Raw genomic sequence first — 15,727 nt, forward strand, 5'->3', positions numbered from 1 at the left:
CGGTCGTGGCGGCCCGGGTCCTCGGGGTCAGTAGCCCAGTTCCTTGGGGTTCTCCGGCTGCTCCAGCGGGGGCAGCTCGGGGAGCGCGTCCCAGGGGACCTGGCGGCGCCGCAGGTCGGCGCGGATGTGTTCGGCGAGCTTCCGGGTGTCGCGGCGGTTCATGACCGCGCCGACGGTGGCGCCCACCATGAACGGGATCAGGTTCGGCAGGTTGCGCACCGTGCGCTTGACGATCTGCTGGCGCAGCTCGCGCTTCATACGGCCGCCCAGGGCGGCGTTGACGCTGGCGGGCTTGGTGACGTCGATGCCCCGCTCCTCCGTCCAGGAGGTCAGGTAGGCCGCCGCGCGCTCCTTGAGCGTGCCGGGCGGACGCAGGCCGTACACCTCGTGGAGCTCGGCGATGAGCTTCAGCTCGATGGCGGCGACGCCCGTGATCTCCGCGGCCAGCTCGGCCGGCATCGCGGGGGGTACGGGCAGCATGGCGGCCGCGCCGACGCCGGCGCCCACCGTGGCGGTCGCGTTCGCCGCGCCCGCGACCAGTTTGTCGGCGAGCTGTTCGGGCCCGAGGCCCGGGAACTGCTTGCGGAGGGTGGCCAGGTCCCGTACGGGAACGCGCGGGGCGTTCTCGATGATCCGGTCGGCCAGATGAGCGAGGCCCGCCCTGGCGCCCTCGCCGCTCTTCTTCACGCCGCGCCTGACCGCTTCGACGCCGCGGGTGCGTGCGCCGCGCGCGGGGACGCGGATACGCCGGGCCAGTGGGGCCCGCTCGGTCCGTCCCGCCCGTCCGGTTGCTTCGAGCGAGGCCGGGAGGCCTCGCTCGTCGTCACGTGCGCCGGGGGAGGGCAGGGGGGCGGACTGCTCGGCGGACGCCTCGTGAGCGCCCTGTGCCGGGCCTGTGCCGCCCTGGTACGCCTCCGGCCTCCCAGGGAGCCGGAAGCGCCGCTTCCGAGACGGGGTGTCGCCTGCCACGGCCGACCGGACCTCAGTCGCAGTCTCGGCAGATCGGCTGGCCGTTCTTCTCCCGAGCCAGCTGGCTGCGGTGGTGCACCAGGAAGCAGCTCATGCAGGTGAACTCGTCCGCCTGCTTCGGCAGGACGCGGACGGCCAGCTCCTCGTTGGAGAGGTCGGCGCCCGGAAGCTCCAGGCCCTCTGCGGCCTCGAACTCGTCGACGTCGACCGTGGAGGTCGACTTGTCGTTCCGCCGGGCCTTCAGCTCTTCGAGACTGTCCTGGTCGACGTCGTCATCGGTCTTGCGTGGGGTGTCGTAGTCCGTAGCCATGTCACTCTCCCCCTCTGGGTGTTTGCGGTGTCTCCAGCGCACGTAACGCGTGAGAGGCCGGACTTGTGCCCGACCTGAGGCGGAGATTTTGCCTCACATCAAGGTCTGTTACTCAATCGACACCCAACCGGACCCCTCACGAGTGATCGGGTTTGGGTGGCGAACGGGACCGTACACGGTCGGGATCGTGCGCTTCACAGGCACCACCCCGTGTACTTCCCGTAATCCAGGGGCCCGGAAACCCGGACTTTTCCTGGTTTTCCGGCGGAATTTTCGATCACACAGCGTGATTGGCCGGAAGTATGTCGTTGTGATCGATCACACAGCGGAGCCCTTCGGGCGCGTTCCCAATAATTCCGCGCACAGCGAACAAGGGGGTCGTCCGGGCCGGTGGTTCACCGCGGAAACGTGACACGCATCACGAGACCGCCGCCCTCGCGGGGCTCGGCGACGATCCGCCCGCCGTGGGCGCGGGCGACCGAGCGGACGATCGACAGGCCGAGGCCCACGCCCCGGTCGCTGCCCGTGCGCTCCTGCCGCAGCCGCCGGAACGGCTCGAAGAGATTGTCGATCTCGTACGCCGGGACGACCGGCCCGGTGTTCGCCACCACCAGTACGGCCTCGCCGTTCCGCACGTCCGTGGTGACCTCCACCCGGCCGTCCTCCGGCACGTTGTACCGGACGGCGTTCTGGACGAGGTTCAGGGCGACCCGTTCCAGCAGTACGCCGCTGCCCTGGACGACGGCGGGCTTGTAGTCGGCGCGGATCTCCACGCCCCGTTCCTCGGCCTCGCCGCGCACCTGGTCGACGGCGCGCGAGGCGACTTCGGCGATGTCGACGGGCTTGCGCTCGACGATCTGGTTCTCGCTGCGGGCCAGCAGGAGGAGGCCCTCCACGAGCTGCTCGCTGCGCTCGTTGGTGGCGAGCAGCGTCTTGCCCAGCTCCCGGAGCTCCACGGGTGCTCCGGGGTCGGAGAGGTGGACCTCCAGGAGGGTGCGGTTGATCGCGAGGGGGGTGCGCAGCTCGTGCGAGGCGTTCGCGACGAACCGCTGCTGGGCGGTGAAGGCCCGCTCCAGGCGGTCCAGCATCTCGTCGAAGGTGTCCGCCAGCTCCTTCAGCTCGTCGTCCGGGCCGTCCAGCTCGATCCGGCGGCTCAGGTCGGAGCCGGCCACCTGGCGGGCCGTCCGCGTGATGCGGCCCAGCGGCGACAGGACGCGGCCGGCCATGGCGTAGCCGAAGGCGAAGGCGATGATCGACAGGCCGAGGAGGGCGAAGAGCGAGCGGCGCAGCAGGTCGTCGAGGGCCATCTCGCGCTGGTACTGGACGCAGGCGGCCATGGCCTTGTTGAACTGGTCGCTCGTCGGCGCCGCGGGCAGCTCGCACCAGGACACGGTGGGCTGCACCACGCCGCTCACCAGCTTGAACGGCAGGTCCCCGCTGACGGACAGCGCCTGTGCCGTGAGCAGGTAGATGATCGACAGGAGCAGGATGCCGGCGATCAGGAACATGCCGCCGTACAGCAGCGTGAGCCTTATCCGGATCGTGGGGCGCAGGAGGGGGCGGGTCGCCGGGACCCTCGGGGCCCAGGTGGGTTTGGGTGGCGCCGGTCGCGGCGTGGGGGTGGTCGCCACGGGGTCAGATCCGGTAGCCGGAGCCCGGCACCGTGATGATCACCGGGGGCTCGCCGAGCTTGCGGCGCAGGGTCATCACCGTGACGCGGACGACGTTGGTGAACGGGTCGGTGTTCTCGTCCCAGGCCTTCTCCAGCAGCTGCTCCGCCGAGACGACGGCGCCCTCGCTGCGCATGAGCACTTCGAGGACGGCGAACTCCTTGGGGGCGAGCTGGATCTCGCGGCCGTCGCGGAAGACCTCGCGGCGGTTGGGGTCGAGCTTGATGCCGGCCCGCTCCAGGACGGGCGGCAGCGCCACCGTCGTACGGCGGCCGAGGGCGCGCACGCGGGCGGTCAGCTCGCTGAACGCGAACGGCTTGGGGAGGTAGTCGTCGGCGCCCAGCTCCAGGCCCTCGACGCGGTCGCTGACGTCGCCGGACGCGGTGAGCATCAGCACGCGCGTCGGCATGCCCAGCTCGACGATCTTGCGGCAGACGTCGTCGCCGTGGACGAGCGGCAGGTCGCGGTCGAGGACGACCACGTCGTAGTCGTTGACGCCGATCCGCTCCAGGGCGGCCGCCCCGTCGTACACGACGTCGACGGCCATGGCCTCCCGGCGCAGTCCGGTGGCCACCGCATCGGCGAGCAGCTGCTCGTCCTCGACGACGAGTACGCGCACGGCGCTGTTCCTTCCTCCGAGCCCGGAACCGGGCAGATCTTCGACACTGACGGGTTGGACGGTGCGGTGCCCATCCTGCCCCTTACGCGCGTAAACCGGCTGTAAGGCGGCCTGCGGAGGGCTCCTGGGACCCCGGAGCGATCCGGTCCATTCACGACACCCGCACGGTTTTGAGGTTTCCCTGAGGTTTCGCCGGGGGAGGACGACTGCACACCCGAGATCACGCTTCGTATGTGGCACGCCACGAACCGCTCTGTCCCCCAGAAGCGCTGTGCGTGATCGACCAACCCTCGGCACACCCCCGTGCCACCGACCCATGACGAGGGGGCGCACCATGGACGCTTTCACCGCAGGACTCCTGCAGCGCATAAGGGCCACGGAGAGTGACCTCACGCGGGCACGCGAGACGGGAGACGACTTCCTCGCCGACGTCGAACAGGCCGAGCTGGACGACCTCCGCCGCCTGGCCGCCGAGCACGGCGTGGAGGTCTCCACCGCGACCGCCTGACCGCGACCCGCGCCAGGCCCCGGCACAGGACGTCGCCGGGGCCTTTCGCATGCCCGGAGCCGGTCGGGCGGTCGTACGGTCGGGGCGGGGCCTCAGTCGTGCCAGGCGCCCAGGTCCTCCAGGAGGGCCTGGAGCGGTTCGAAGACGCCCGGGGCGGCCGCGACGGTCAGGTCGTCCGAGGGCGGGGAGCCCGGGCGGCCGCCGGTCAGGGCGCCCGCCTCCCGCGCGAGGAGGACGCCCGCCGCGCGGTCCCAGGGGCGCAGGCACCGCTCGTAGTACCCGTCCAGGCGGCCGGCGGCGACGTCGGCCAGGTCTATGGCGGCGGAGCCGCTGCGGCGGATGTCCCGCAGCCGGGGGATCAGCCGGTGCGCCACCTCGGCCTGGTGGGTGCGGACCTCGGTGACGTAGTTGAAGCCGGTCGACACCAGGGCCTGCTCCAGGGGCGGCGCGGGCCGGCAGCGCAGTCGCCGCTCCCCCAGGTGGGCGCCCCTGCCGCGTACGGCGTGGTAGGTCTCGCCGCGCATCGGGGCGGCGATCACCCCGACCAGCGCCTCGCCGTCGCGCTCGGCTGCGATGGAGACCGCCCAGGTCGGCAGGCCGTAGAGGTAGTTCACCGTGCCGTCCAGGGGGTCGACGACCCACCGGATGCCGCTGGTGCCCTCGCTGGCGCCGCCCTCCTCGCCGAGGAGGCCGTCGTCGGGCCGCCGCTCGGCGAGGACGCCCGTGATCAGCTTCTCGGCGGCGATGTCCATCTCGGTGACCACGTCGATGGGGCTGGACTTGGTGGCGGCGACCTCCAGGTCGTCGGGGCGGCCGTCGCGCAGCAGGGCGCCGGCCCGGTGCGCGGCCTCCAGGGCCACGGCCAGCAGTTCGTCCAGGAGTGCGTCGTCCTGCGGCAGATCGGTCACGGGGTCTCCTCGTCAGGCGTACGGGCTGTCGGCGCCGGCTGCCGCCGGACGCTCGTTGCGCGCCGGGCAGCAGCCGATGGGGCAGAGGTCGTGCGAGGGGCCGAGGGCGCCCAGCGCGCACCGCTCGGCGACGGTGCCGCGCTCGACGGCGGCCCGCTCCAGGAGCAGGTCGCGGACGGCGGCGGCGAACCGGGGGTCGTCGCCCACCGTGGCCGACCTGCGGACCGGGAGTCCCAGCTCGGCGGCCTTGGCGGTGGCCTCCGTGTCCAGGTCGTACAGGACCTCCATGTGGTCCGAGACGAAGCCGATGGGCGCCATGACGACGGCGGGCACGCCGGCCTTGTGCAGCTCCTCCAGGTGGTCGCAGATGTCCGGCTCCAGCCACGGGATGTGCGGGGCGCCGCTGCGGGACTGGTAGACGAGCCGCCACGGGTGCTCGACGCCGGTCCGGTCCCGTACGGCGTCGGCGATGAGCCGGGCCACGTCCAGGTGCTGCTCGACGTAGGCGCCGCCGTCGCCGTGGTCCTCGACGGGGCCGGAGGTGTCGGCGGCGGAGTCGGGGATGGAGTGCGTGGTGAAGGCGATGTGGGCGTCGGCGCGGACGGCCGGGTCCAGCTCGTCCAGCGACTTCAGGACGCCGTCGACCATGGGCTCCACGAAGCCCGGGTGGTTGAAGTAGTGGCGCAGCTTGTCGATCCGGGGCAGGGGCAGGCCCTCCGCCTCCAGGGTGGCGAGGGCGTCCGCCAGGTTCTCGCGGTACTGCCGGCAGCCCGAGTACGAGGCGTAGGCGCTGGTGGTGAGGACGGCGATGCGGCGGCGGCCGTCGAGGACCATCTCGCGCAGGGTGTCCGTCAGGTACGGCGTCCAGTTGCGGTTGCCCCAGTGGACCGGGAGGTCGAGGCCGGCGGAGGCGAAGTCGGCTCGCAGGGCGGCGAGCAGCGCGCGACACTGGTCGTTGATCGGGCTGACCCCGCCGAACTGGAAATAGTGCTTGCCGACCTCTTTCAGGCGCTCCTGGGGGATGCCCCGGCCTCGCGTCACGTTCTCCAGGAACGGGACCACGTCGTCGGGGCCCTCGGGGCCGCCGAAGGAGAGCAGCAGCAGGGCGTCGTACGGGGCTGGATCACGCTGATCGGACATGGGAACGATCCTGCCACCCGGTACTGACAGCCGGGAAACCACCGTGCGCGCCCACCCGTTCGGCCGTAAGCTGTCAAGGCTGTTCATACGCCTTACCCGGTCGCCGTCCGCAGGCTTCCGCACCCCCGGAGTTCCCCTTGCCCAGTCCTTATCGCGCGCTCTTCGCCGCCCCCGGCACCCTGGGGTTCTCCTCCGCCGGCTTCCTCGGCCGGATGCCGCTGTCCATGATGGGGATCGGCATCGTGACGATGATTTCGCAGCTCACGGGCCGGTACGGACTCGCGGGCGCGCTGACGGCGACGCTGGCGGCCTCCGCCGCCGTGCTGGGGCCGCAGATATCGCGGCTGGTCGACCGGTACGGACAGCGCCGGGTGCTGCGGCCGGCCACGCTGGTGTCGGTCGCCGCGGTCGCCGCGCTGCTCGTGTGCGCCCGGCGGGAGCTGCCGGACTGGACGCTGTTCGTGTGCACGGCCGTGGCCGGCTGCGTGCCCAGCGTCGGGGCGATGACCCGGGCGCGCTGGGCGGAGATCTACCGGGGCGAGCCGCAGCGGCTGCACACGGCGTACTCGCTGGAGTCGATCGTCGACGAGGTCTGCTTCATCATCGGCCCGATCGCCTCCATCGGCCTGTCGACGGTCTGGTTCCCCGAGGCCGGACCGCTGCTGGCCGGGGTCTTCCTGCTGATCGGCGTGTACTGGCTGACGGCGCTGCGCGCCACGGAGCCGGCGCCGCACCCGGTGGAGAAGCACGCGCGCCGCGGCAGCGCCCTGCGCTCCCCCGGCTCCAGGTCCTGGTGGCCGCTTTCGTGGCGACGGGCGCCATCTTCGGTGCCGTCGACGTGGTGACGGTGGCCTTCGCCGAGGAGCGCGGTCACAAGGCCGCGGCGAGCCTGGTCCTGGCGGTGTACGCGCTGGGTTCCTGCCTGGCCGGGGCGGTGTTCGGGCTGCTGCACCTGAAGGGCAGGGCGTCCCGCAGATGGGTTGTGGGTGTCTGCGCGATGGCCGTGAGTATGATCCCCCTCCAACTGGCCGGGAACCTGCCGTTGCTGGCCGTGGCGCTCTTTGTCGCGGGCCTCGCCATCGCGCCGACGATGGTGACCACCATGGCCCTCGTCCAGGCGCACGTACCGCGCAGCAAGCTGACCGAGGGCATGTCCTGGACGACCACGGGGCTCGCGGTCGGCGTGGCGCTCGGCTCCTCGGCCTCCGGCTGGGTGGTCGACGCGCACGGGGCCGAGGCGGGGTACGCCGTGCCCGGCATGGCGGGGGTGCTCGCGGCGGTCGTGGCGTTCCTGGGGTACCGCCGGCTGAACAGGCCGGTGCCGACGCGGGAGGGGCAGCGTGAGCAGCAGGACCCGGAACACTCTGAGCGGTTGGAACACCCGGCGCGGCCGGAGCGGCCCGAACGGCACGTGGCGTAACTGGGCGGGCAACGTCGCGGCCCGGCCGGCCGGGGAGGTGTTCCCGGCGTCCGTGGAGGAGCTGGCCGGCCATGTCCGGTCGGCCGCCGGAAGGGGATGCGGGTCAAGACCGTCGGCACGGGGCACTCCTTCACGGCGATCGCCGCGACCGACGGCCTGCTGATCCGCCCGGACCTGCTGACCGGGATCCGGAGGCTCGACCGATCTTCGATGACCGTGACGGTGGAGTCGGGCACTCCGCTGAAGCGGCTGAACGCGGCCCTGGCCCGGGAGGGCCTGTCGCTCACGAACATGGGCGACATCATGGAGCAGACGGTGGCGGGCGCGATCAGCACCGGTACGCACGGCACGGGCCGTGACTCGGGTTCGCTCGCCGCGCAGATCCGCGAGCTGGAGCTGGTGACGGCGGACGGCCGGGTGCTGACCTGCTCCGAGAAGGAGAACCCGGAGGTCTTCGCGGCCGCCCGGATCGGCCTGGGCGCCCTGGGGATCGTCTCGGCGGTCACGTTCGCGGTGGAGCCGATGTTCCTGCTCACCGCGCGCGAGGAGCCGATGACGTTCGACCGCGTCACCGCGGAGTTCGACGCGCTGCACGCGGAGAACGAGCACTTCGAGTTCTACTGGTTCCCGCACACCGGCAACTGCAACACCAAGCGCAACAACCGCAGTCAGGGGCCTCTCGCGCCTCCCGGCCGGATCAGCGGCTGGTTCGAGGACGAGTTCCTGTCCAACGGGGTCTTCCAGGTGGCGAACTCCTTCGGCAAGGCGCTGCCGTCGGTCGTCCCGGCCATCGCGAAGGTGTCGAGCCGGGCGCTGTCGGCCCGTACGTACACCGACATCCCCTACAAGGTCTTCACCAGCCCGCGGCGCGTGCGCTTCGTGGAGATGGAGTACGCCCTTCCGCGCGAGGCGGCGGTGGAGGCGCTGCGCGAACTGAAGGCGATGGTGGACCGCTCGCCGCTGCGGGTGAGCTTCCCGGTCGAGGTGCGCACGGCGCCGGCGGACGACATCACGCTGTCGACGGCGTCGGGCCGGGACAGCGCCTACATCGCGGTGCACATGTACCGGGGCACGCCGTACCGGGCGTACTTCACCGCGGCGGAGCGGATCATGACGGCGCACGGGGGGCGGCCGCACTGGGGGAAGGTGCACACCCGTGACGCGGCGTATCTGTCCCGGGCGTACCCGAGGTTCGGGGAGTTCACGGCGCTGCGCGACCGGCTGGATCCGGAGCGGATGTTCGGCAACGACTATCTGCGGCGGGTCCTCGGGGACTGACGCCCCGCCTCATTCGGCGGGCGGTGTCGCCTCGGGCGCGGTGGGCGGGTCGGCCGGGCTCGTGGCGGGGTCCGGCGTCGGCGTCGGTGGGGGCGTCGGTGTGGGCGTGGGAGTCGGGGCGCCGGTGGTGGGCTGGGCCGTCGATGGCGTGGGACTGGGCGTGGCCGGGGCGGTGGAGCCGTCGATTCCGGGGCGGGAGCCGGGCGTTGCTTCCTGACCGCCCTTCCCGGTCCGGCCGTCGCCGTGGTCGCCGCCCCGCGAGGGGGCGGGGTGGACGGCCGTTCCTGTCCGCCGCCCGCGCCGACGACGGAGCCGAAGGTGGTCGAGCCCTGGTCGCCGCTGAGGTTCCGGCCGGAGACCACTTCGTACGCCGTGATGCCGGCCATGGCGGTGACGAACACCAGCGCCGCGGCGGCGACCGACCGCTTCCAGCCACGTACGCGGCTCCGGTACGTGGTGGCCTCGCCGAACGTGCCGTCGGGGTGCGGCGGCTGCGCGGGCGCGGGAGAGGTACGCGCGGCGGCTCCGTGGAACCGCTCGCCCGTGCTCGCGAAGAGGTACTGGAAGACGGATCCGCCGCAGGTCGCGATGACGCTGATCACGCCGGCGCCGAGAACGGTGCCGTAGACGCCGAGTCGGGACGCGAGCGTGGCCGCGACGACCGCGGCGATCGCGGTGCCGGCGACCTGGGCGACGCTCAGGTCGATCCGCTTCTTCTCATTCTTCTCGTTCTTCTCTTCCGTCCCTTCCTTACCGGTCTTCGGCTTCTCCGCCCTCTGATGCATCCTCAGCCTCTGTTCACCCATCTGTCCCACCGTGCGAAGGAAAGGGACTTATGTGTGGAGCTATTAGTTCCGTTTCCACCGGTTCTGTGAAGGACGCCACGTACGCGGCGAGGTGCCGGAGACTCAACTGACGGGCACGGCGAGAACTTCGGCGGCGCGCCGGTCCACCCTGGTGGCCCGAATGGAGTACTGTGGCGAACCCTGGGCATCGGTCCCTTACGGGTGTCCGGGATCAACGGGAGGGGCCGAAAATGGCACTCAATCCGGCGGCGCCGCGGCACCGCACGGGGGCCTGCCACACAGAGTGACCGACCAGTCACGCTGTGTTGCAGAATAGGTCACCGTGCCATAACGGCGTTCCAGGGCCCATGCCCGACACGCCGGGCAACTCGGCAAGGTTGTGGCAGGCTGCACCCGGGCAGGCCACACTCGACTAGCGGAAGCAGCGACGCACGTGACGTCGGCAGGCACCACCCGGGAGGTCCCCATGCCCGAACTGCGTGTCGTGGCCGTCTCCAACGACGGCACACGACTGGTGCTGAAGGCTGCGGACAACACGGAGTACACGCTTCCGATTGACGAGCGGCTGCGCGCCGCCGTCCGCAACGACCGCCCCCGCCTCGGCCAGATCGAGATCGAGGTCGAGAGCCACCTCCGGCCCCGGGACATCCAGGCGCGTATACGTGCCGGTGCCTCCGCCGAGGAGGTCGCGCAGCTCGCGGGCATCCCCGTCGAGCGCGTCCGTCGCTTCGAGGGTCCGGTGCTCGCCGAGCGTGCCTTCATGGCCGAGCGGGCCCGCAAGACCCCCGTGCGCAGGCCCGGTGAGAACACCGGTCCGCTGCTGGGCGAGGCGGTGCAGGAGCGGCTGCTGCTGCGCGGCGCCGAGAAGGACACCGTGGCGTGGGACTCCTGGCGCCGGGACGACGGCACCTGGGAGGTGCTGCTCGTCTACCGGGTCGCCGGTGAGGTGCACTCGGCGAGCTGGACGTACGACCCGCCCCGGCGGCTGGTCCAGGCCGTCGACGCCGAGGCGCGGGCGCTGATCGGCGAGACCGACGACTCCGTGGCGGTCCAGGAGCCGAGCTTCCCGTTCGTCCCGCGCATCGCGCGGCTGCCGCGCGACCGGCCCCTCGACCGTTCGCTCGACCGGCCTTCGCTCCCGCCGCCCTCCGCCGAACCGGAGGAGGAGTCCGAGCGGGACTCGCTGACCAGCCTCCTGGAGGCGGTGCCCAGCTTCCGGGGCGACATGGTCGTCCCCGAGCGGGCGGGTACGGAGTCCTCGGAGGCCGAGTCGGAGGCGGACGCGCAGGCGGAGGAGCCTCCGGCGCCCGCCGCGTCGGCCGGCGCCGGCTCCGCGTACGCCGACGTGCTGATGCCGCGCTCGGTGAGCGGTCACCGCGACCGGCTCATCGGGACGACGGACCGCCAGGCCGAGGCGGACGGCGTCCGTCCGGGCCGCCGGGCGGCGGTCCCGAGCTGGGACGAGATCGTCTTCGGCACGCGGCGCAAGAAGCAGGAGTAGCGCGACCCAGGTGGGGCGGCGCCGGTGCTCGGCCGGCCGGCGACCGCCTTGCCGGCCTGCCTGTTGACTGGTCCTCAGGCGGACGAATGCCCACAGGCGGAACGACTGCCCGCAGCGGAACGCCGGCACCGGCCTGGCCGCGGGCGCCAGGCCGGCCAGCCCTCGGTGGGTGTCAGCCGCGGTCCGGGCCCGTGGCGACCGGGCGGGACGGGTCCCGGACCACTCGGACCAGGAGCCGGCGTACAGCGCCGCCGGGATGCCGGCGACGTGCAGGGCCAGGACCTCGTGGGCGCCCGAGACGCCGGAGCCGCAGTAGACGCCGACCTGCGACGCGTCGGCGGCGCCCAGTTCCTTGAAGCGGGCCGCCAGCGCCTCGGCGGGCAGGAAGCGCCCGTCCCCGGCGACGTTCTCGGTGGTCGGGGCGGAGACCGCGCCGGGGATGTGGCCGCCGACCGGGTCGATCGGCTCCACCTCGCCCCGGTACCGCTCCCCCGCCCGCGCGTCCAGCAGCAGCCCCGACCGCGCCAGAGCCGCGGCGCCGTCCGCGTCCAGCAGCGGCAGGGCACCCGGCTCGGGCTCGAAGTCGCCGGGCGCCGGGGTGGGCGTCTCCGTGGACAGCTCGCCCCGCCACGCGGCGAGGCCCCCGTCGAGGACCCGTACGTCGGTGTGGCCGGCCCAGCGCAGCAGCCACCAGGCGCGCGCCGCCGCCCAGCCCTGGCCCCCGTCGTACACGACGACCCGCGAGCCGGCCGACACGCCCGCCGCGCGCATCGCCGCGCCGAACACCGCGAGATCGGGCAGCGGATGGCGGCCACGGTCCCCGGGCGGGCCCGCCAGCTCGCCGTCCAGGTCCACGTACACGGCGCCGGGGATGTGCCCCGCCTCGTACGCGGGCCGTCCGGGCGGCCCGCCCAGCTCCCAGCGCACGTCGAGGACGACGAGCGGCGCTGGGCCGGACGGGAGAGAGGTCCCGGCTGCGGCGTCCACGGCCGCGGCGAGTTCCGTCGCGAGGGCCTCCGCGGTGACGAGAGGGGTCGGTGCGGTGCTCGTGTTCGAGTTCATGGGGCCATCCTCGCGCAGACACGCGCCGTGCCGGGGCGGGTGCCGGGCGGATGGTCCACGAAATTTCGGGCATCCTCCTGCGGGATCGCGCCAAACCACGGCGCGGCCCGGGCCCACCGCTCACCCCGTGGAGCAAGCATCTGACGCGGCGTGAAGCCGCTGGCTAGTGCGGCGTGCGCCCGGTCCCCCCGCACGGCCACGACGATGGTCCGAGGAGAGTGTGACGATGACCGAGGCGACTCGGCGCAAGCCAGGCACACCCTGTTGGGTGAGCTTGATGGTGCACGGCCTTGACGCGACGAAGGAGTTCTACGGGGAGCTGTTCGGCTGGGACTTCCAGCCCGGTCCGCAACAGCTGGGCCCGTACGTGCGCGCGCTGCTCGACGGCAAGGAGGTGGCGGGTATCGGCCAGCTTCCCGCCGACCGTGATCTGCCGATCGCCTGGACGACGTATCTGGCGTCGGACGACGCCGACGAGACCGCCGAATCGATCCACTGCAGTGGGGGCACGGTCGCCGTCGGCCCGCTGGACGCCGCGGACGCCGGCCGGCTGGTGATCTGTTCCGACCCGTCGGGCGCGGTCTTCGGTGTCTGGCAGGCCGCCGCGCACCTGGGGACGGCCGTCGCCGGCACACCGGGCACGCCCGTGTGGAACGAGCTGCAGACGCAGGAGACGGAGTCGGTCGCCAAGTTCTACCGGACGGTGTTCGGCTACGAGCTGGACCCGCTCGTCTCCGCCGACCTGGACTTCGTGACCCTGACCGTGGACGGCCGGCCGGTCGCCGCACTGCACGGCGTGGGCAACGCGCTGCCGCGGGACCGTGGGGCGCACTGGATGACCTGGTTCGCGGTGGCCGACCCGGACGCGGCGGTGGTCCGCGTGAAGGAGCTGGGCGGTCAGGTCCTCAAGCCGCCGCACGACGACGAGGGCGGGCGGCGGGCGACCGTGGCCGACCCGGAGGGCGCCGTCTTCACGATCGTGCGGTCGACCGACCGCTGAGCCCGGCCCGTACCGTCTCCGCGTCCTCGACGGGCAGGACGTCCGGCGAGAGGGCGGCGGCGCGGGCGGTGGCGGCGGTCATCCGGCGCCGGTGGTGGCGCCGGCACAGCACCTCGTACCCGACCTCGTCCCCGGCGTTGACGTCGCCGACGACGACCTGGGCGCCCTCGACGACCATCACGCCGCCGACAGTGCGGGCGTTGTGCGTGGCGCGGGCGCCGCACCAGCAGAGGGCCTCGACCTGGAGGACCTCGACGCGGTCGGCCAGCTCGACGAGGCGCTGGGAGCCGGGGAAGAGCTTGGAGCGGAAGTCGGTGGTGATGCCGAACGCGAAGACGTCCAGTTCCAGGTCGTCGACGACGCGGGCGAGCTGGTCGATCTGCTCGGGGGCGAGGAACTGCGCCTCGTCGGCGATGACGTAGTCGCAGCGGCCGCCGCGGGAGAGGTGGGCGACGAGGTACGCGTAGAAGTCGAAGCCCTCGGCGGCCTCGACGGCGTCGGTCACGAGGCCGAGGCGGGAGGACAGCTTGCCCTCGCCCGCCCGGTCGTCCCGCGTGAAGATCATGCCCTGGAGGCCGCGCGCGGACCGGTTGTGCTCGATCTGAAGAGCGAGGGTGCTCTTTCCGCAGTCCATCGTTCCGGAGAAGAACACCAGCTCGGGCATGGGGAGGTGAACGACCTTTCGGGTGGTCGGGGGGACGAGTGAGGTAGGGCGGGGGCCGGTGTCAGGCGCGGACTTCGAGCAGCGGCACCAGCTGCTCGGCTGCGGTCATCGAGCCGTGCATGCCGGCCATCGCCGACTCGTGCGGCTCGTTCTCGGACGCGATGATCACGACGTCGTCGTGCGCGGCCGCGACGACGTCGCCGATGCGGCCGTGGACGCGCTCGTCGATGTGCGGCCCGAACCAGCCGGCCGCGATCGCCTCGTCGCGGCCGGCCACCCAGAACCGGTCGCCCAGCACCTCGCGCCAGCAGGCCAGGACGTCCGTCTCGGCGCCGGGCACGGCGTACACGTGGCGGGCGCGGCCCTCGCCGCCCAGGAGGGCGACGCCGGCGCGCAGCTCCCAGTCCTCGTCGAAGTCGACGCGGGACTCCTCGTCGAAGGGGATGTCGACCATGCCGTGGTCGGCCGTGACGTACAGCGCCGTACGGGGCGGCAGCTGCTCGGCGAGGCGCTGGACGAGCTGGTCGGCGTGCATCAGCTGGCCGCGCCAGGGGTCGGAGTCGACGCCGAAGCGGTGGCCGGCGCCGTCGACCTCGCTGTAGTACGTGTACACGAGGGAGCGGTCGCCCGCGGCCAGCTGCTCGGCGGTCAGGTCCATCCGCTCCTCGCCGGAGAGCCGGCCGTGAAACGTTCCGCCGCTGAGCGCGACCTTGGTGAGCGGGGTGTCCGAGAACGCCGGGGACGACACCTGCGCGGTGTGCACGCCGGCGGCGTCCGCGAGCTGGAACACCGTGGGGTACGGCTGCCAGACGCCGGGCGACGTCCACGGCCGCCAACGCAGCTGGTTCATCAGCTCGCCGCTGTCCGGGTCGCGGACCGTGTAGCCGGCCAGGCCGTGCACACCGGGCGGCAGGCCGGTGCCGACGGAGGCCAGCGAGGTCGCCGTGGTGGCGGGGAAGCCGGAGGTGAGGGGCCGGCCCGTGCCGCCGCGCGAGGAGGCGAGCAGGGAGGTCAGGAAGGGCGCCTCGGCGGGGTGGGCCTTGATCTGCTCCCAGCCGAGGCCGTCGATCAGGAACACGCAGTTCCGGTCGGCGGGGGTCAGCTCGGTGATGCGGTGCTCACAGCCGGGTACGCCGGCCCGGCCGCGAGGGTCGGCAGCAGGTCGGCGAGGGAGCCGGAGCCGTACTCGGGCACGGGCGCGGTGTCGAGGGCGAGCGGAACCGGGTCGTCGGGCCAGGCGGCGGCCCTCGCTGCGGGCTGGACCATCAGCGGGTGGCCGCGGTGGCTTCGGACAGGGCCTGCGCGAACAGCAGGGCCTGGCGGACCGTCTCCGGGCCGTCGCCCGCCTCGCTCACGCGGAGGCTGAGGTCGTCGGCGGTGGCGTTGCCGGTGTAGCCGTGGTCGGCCTCGCAGTTCGGCTCGCCGCAGGCGGCGGGCTCCAGGTCGATGCGGGAGACCGCGCCCCAGCCGATGGTGAGGACGACCTCGCGGGGCAGCGTGCCCGGCGTGTACGCCTCCGGGTTGGCGACCACGCGGCTGAGGACGACGGAGGAGATCCGGCCGAGCTTGACCGACTCGGTCGACGTCGTCGCGTACGGGGTCGGGGAGCTGGTGTCCGCGTTCTGCTCGTCGGTGTGGCTGACGATGAAGCGGGTCGAGGTGAGGACGAGGACGGTGACGTGCCGGCGCACCTCGTTGGCGTCGAAGGTGGTCTCCTGGTGGACCAGGTACGACACGATCGGCTCGCCACCGACGGCGGCCTCCACCGCCTCGGCCACGAGGGCCGGGTAGTAGCCGCTGCGCTCGATCGCCGCGCGCAGCCCCTGGGTCGTCGTACCGGTCTTCGCCATGGGCTCCATCCTACGGGGCCCA

13 protein-coding genes and 4 pseudogenes are annotated in these 15,727 nt (G+C 72.7%); 7 read left to right on the plus strand and 10 right to left on the minus strand.

The genetic code is table 11. The features are described from left to right. Positions 1-27: 27 nt before the first annotated feature. From ABEB09_RS07185 to ABEB09_RS07200, 4 genes are all read right to left on the minus strand, one after another. Entirely contained in the window at positions 28-969 is a 942-nt protein-coding gene (locus ABEB09_RS07185; protein WP_345688232.1) for a hypothetical protein, read from the minus strand. Between the two features lie 13 nt (positions 970-982). Further along, positions 983-1,279, minus strand: a complete 297-nt coding sequence (locus ABEB09_RS07190; RefSeq protein WP_345688234.1) for a DUF4193 domain-containing protein — start codon at positions 1,277-1,279, stop codon at positions 983-985. 395 nt (positions 1,280-1,674) lie between these two features. Then, a complete protein-coding gene (locus ABEB09_RS07195; RefSeq protein ID WP_345688236.1) occupies positions 1,675-2,910 on the minus strand; it encodes a sensor histidine kinase in 1,236 nt (411 codons plus the stop codon). A 4-nt stretch (positions 2,911-2,914) separates the two neighbouring features. Further along, on the minus strand, positions 2,915-3,568 hold the full coding sequence (locus ABEB09_RS07200; RefSeq protein ID WP_345688238.1) for a response regulator transcription factor: 654 nt from the start codon (positions 3,566-3,568) through the stop codon (positions 2,915-2,917). Positions 3,569-3,902: 334 nt separating this feature from the next. Here ABEB09_RS07200 and ABEB09_RS07205 point away from each other — a divergent pair, with 334 nt between their 5' ends. Continuing rightward, positions 3,903-4,076 (plus strand): hypothetical protein, encoded by a 174-nt coding sequence (locus ABEB09_RS07205; protein ID WP_345688240.1) that lies wholly within the window; start codon positions 3,903-3,905, stop codon positions 4,074-4,076. 92 nt (positions 4,077-4,168) lie between these two features. Here ABEB09_RS07205 and ABEB09_RS07210 read toward each other — a convergent pair whose 3' ends face one another. Together ABEB09_RS07210 and ABEB09_RS07215 are read right to left on the minus strand one after the other, a co-directional pair. Further along, positions 4,169-4,975 carry an inositol monophosphatase family protein gene (locus ABEB09_RS07210; protein WP_345693865.1) on the minus strand — a complete coding sequence of 269 codons (807 nt, stop codon included), beginning with the start codon at positions 4,973-4,975 and terminating at the stop codon, positions 4,169-4,171. Between the two features lie 21 nt (positions 4,976-4,996). Continuing rightward, complete coding sequence (locus tag ABEB09_RS07215) at positions 4,997-6,124, minus strand: ferrochelatase (protein WP_345688242.1); 1,128 nt, start codon at positions 6,122-6,124, stop codon at positions 4,997-4,999. Between the two features lie 137 nt (positions 6,125-6,261). Here ABEB09_RS07215 and ABEB09_RS07220 point away from each other — a divergent pair. The 5 genes and pseudogenes from ABEB09_RS07220 to sepH all read left to right on the plus strand — a co-directional run bounded on the left by ABEB09_RS07220 (position 6,262) and on the right by sepH (position 11,129). Further along, positions 6,262-7,544 (plus strand): annotated as a pseudogene (locus ABEB09_RS07220) (MFS transporter). Then, positions 7,489-8,822 (plus strand): annotated as a pseudogene (locus ABEB09_RS07225) (D-arabinono-1,4-lactone oxidase). The pseudogenes ABEB09_RS07220 and ABEB09_RS07225 overlap by 56 nt, the downstream one beginning before the upstream one ends. Positions 8,823-9,140: 318 nt before the next feature. After that, positions 9,141-9,449 (plus strand): hypothetical protein, encoded by a 309-nt coding sequence (locus tag ABEB09_RS07230; RefSeq protein WP_345688244.1) that lies wholly within the window; start codon positions 9,141-9,143, stop codon positions 9,447-9,449. 21 nt (positions 9,450-9,470) lie between these two features. Continuing rightward, on the plus strand, positions 9,471-9,602 hold the full coding sequence (locus ABEB09_RS07235; RefSeq protein WP_345688246.1) for a hypothetical protein: 132 nt from the start codon (positions 9,471-9,473) through the stop codon (positions 9,600-9,602). A gap of 459 nt (positions 9,603-10,061) precedes the next feature. After that, the gene (sepH, locus tag ABEB09_RS07240; RefSeq protein WP_345688248.1) at positions 10,062-11,129 is read left to right on the plus strand and encodes a septation protein SepH; all 1,068 of its coding nucleotides are present in this window, start codon (positions 10,062-10,064) and stop codon (positions 11,127-11,129) included. 172 nt (positions 11,130-11,301) lie between these two features. Here sepH and ABEB09_RS07245 read toward each other — a convergent pair. Beyond that, positions 11,302-12,191, minus strand: a pseudogene (locus ABEB09_RS07245) (sulfurtransferase). Between the two features lie 226 nt (positions 12,192-12,417). On the opposite strand from ABEB09_RS07245, the gene ABEB09_RS07250 reads away from it, so the two are divergent. Next, positions 12,418-13,191, plus strand: coding sequence for a VOC family protein (locus tag ABEB09_RS07250; protein WP_345688250.1), 774 nt, complete (start codon positions 12,418-12,420; stop codon positions 13,189-13,191). Here ABEB09_RS07250 and ABEB09_RS07255 read toward each other — a convergent pair. The 3 genes and pseudogenes from ABEB09_RS07255 to ABEB09_RS07265 form a co-directional block, all read right to left on the minus strand. Further along, positions 13,163-13,855 (minus strand): thymidine kinase, encoded by a 693-nt coding sequence (locus ABEB09_RS07255; protein WP_345688252.1) that lies wholly within the window; start codon positions 13,853-13,855, stop codon positions 13,163-13,165. The genes ABEB09_RS07250 and ABEB09_RS07255 overlap by 29 nt on opposite strands. Positions 13,856-13,916: 61 nt before the next feature. Further along, positions 13,917-15,121 (minus strand): annotated as a pseudogene (locus tag ABEB09_RS07260) (alkaline phosphatase family protein). Then, entirely contained in the window at positions 15,121-15,705 is a 585-nt protein-coding gene (locus ABEB09_RS07265) for a DUF5998 family protein (RefSeq protein ID WP_345688254.1), read from the minus strand. The pseudogene ABEB09_RS07260 and the gene ABEB09_RS07265 overlap by 1 nt, the downstream one beginning before the upstream one ends. Positions 15,706-15,727: the final 22 nt, after the last annotated feature.

It is taken from the genome of Streptomyces coeruleoprunus, assembly GCF_039542925.1.
GTDB classification, from domain to species: Bacteria; Actinomycetota; Actinomycetes; order Streptomycetales; family Streptomycetaceae; genus Streptomyces; species Streptomyces coeruleoprunus.

Bases quoted from the DNA above. Each gene is read 5' to 3' on its own strand.
- ABEB09_RS07255 (WP_345688252.1), bottom strand. From the start codon at position 13,855: ATGCCCGAGCTGGTGTTCTTCTCCGGAACGATGGACTGCGGAAAGAGC.
- ABEB09_RS07190 (WP_345688234.1), bottom strand. From the start codon at position 1,279: ATGGCTACGGACTACGACACCCCACGCAAGACCGATGACGACGTCGAC.
- ABEB09_RS07215 (WP_345688242.1), bottom strand. From the start codon at position 6,124: ATGTCCGATCAGCGTGATCCAGCCCCGTACGACGCCCTGCTGCTGCTC.
- ABEB09_RS07265 (WP_345688254.1), bottom strand. From the start codon at position 15,705: ATGGCGAAGACCGGTACGACGACCCAGGGGCTGCGCGCGGCGATCGAG.
- ABEB09_RS07250 (WP_345688250.1), top strand. From the start codon at position 12,418: ATGACCGAGGCGACTCGGCGCAAGCCAGGCACACCCTGTTGGGTGAGC.
- ABEB09_RS07205 (WP_345688240.1), top strand. From the start codon at position 3,903: ATGGACGCTTTCACCGCAGGACTCCTGCAGCGCATAAGGGCCACGGAG.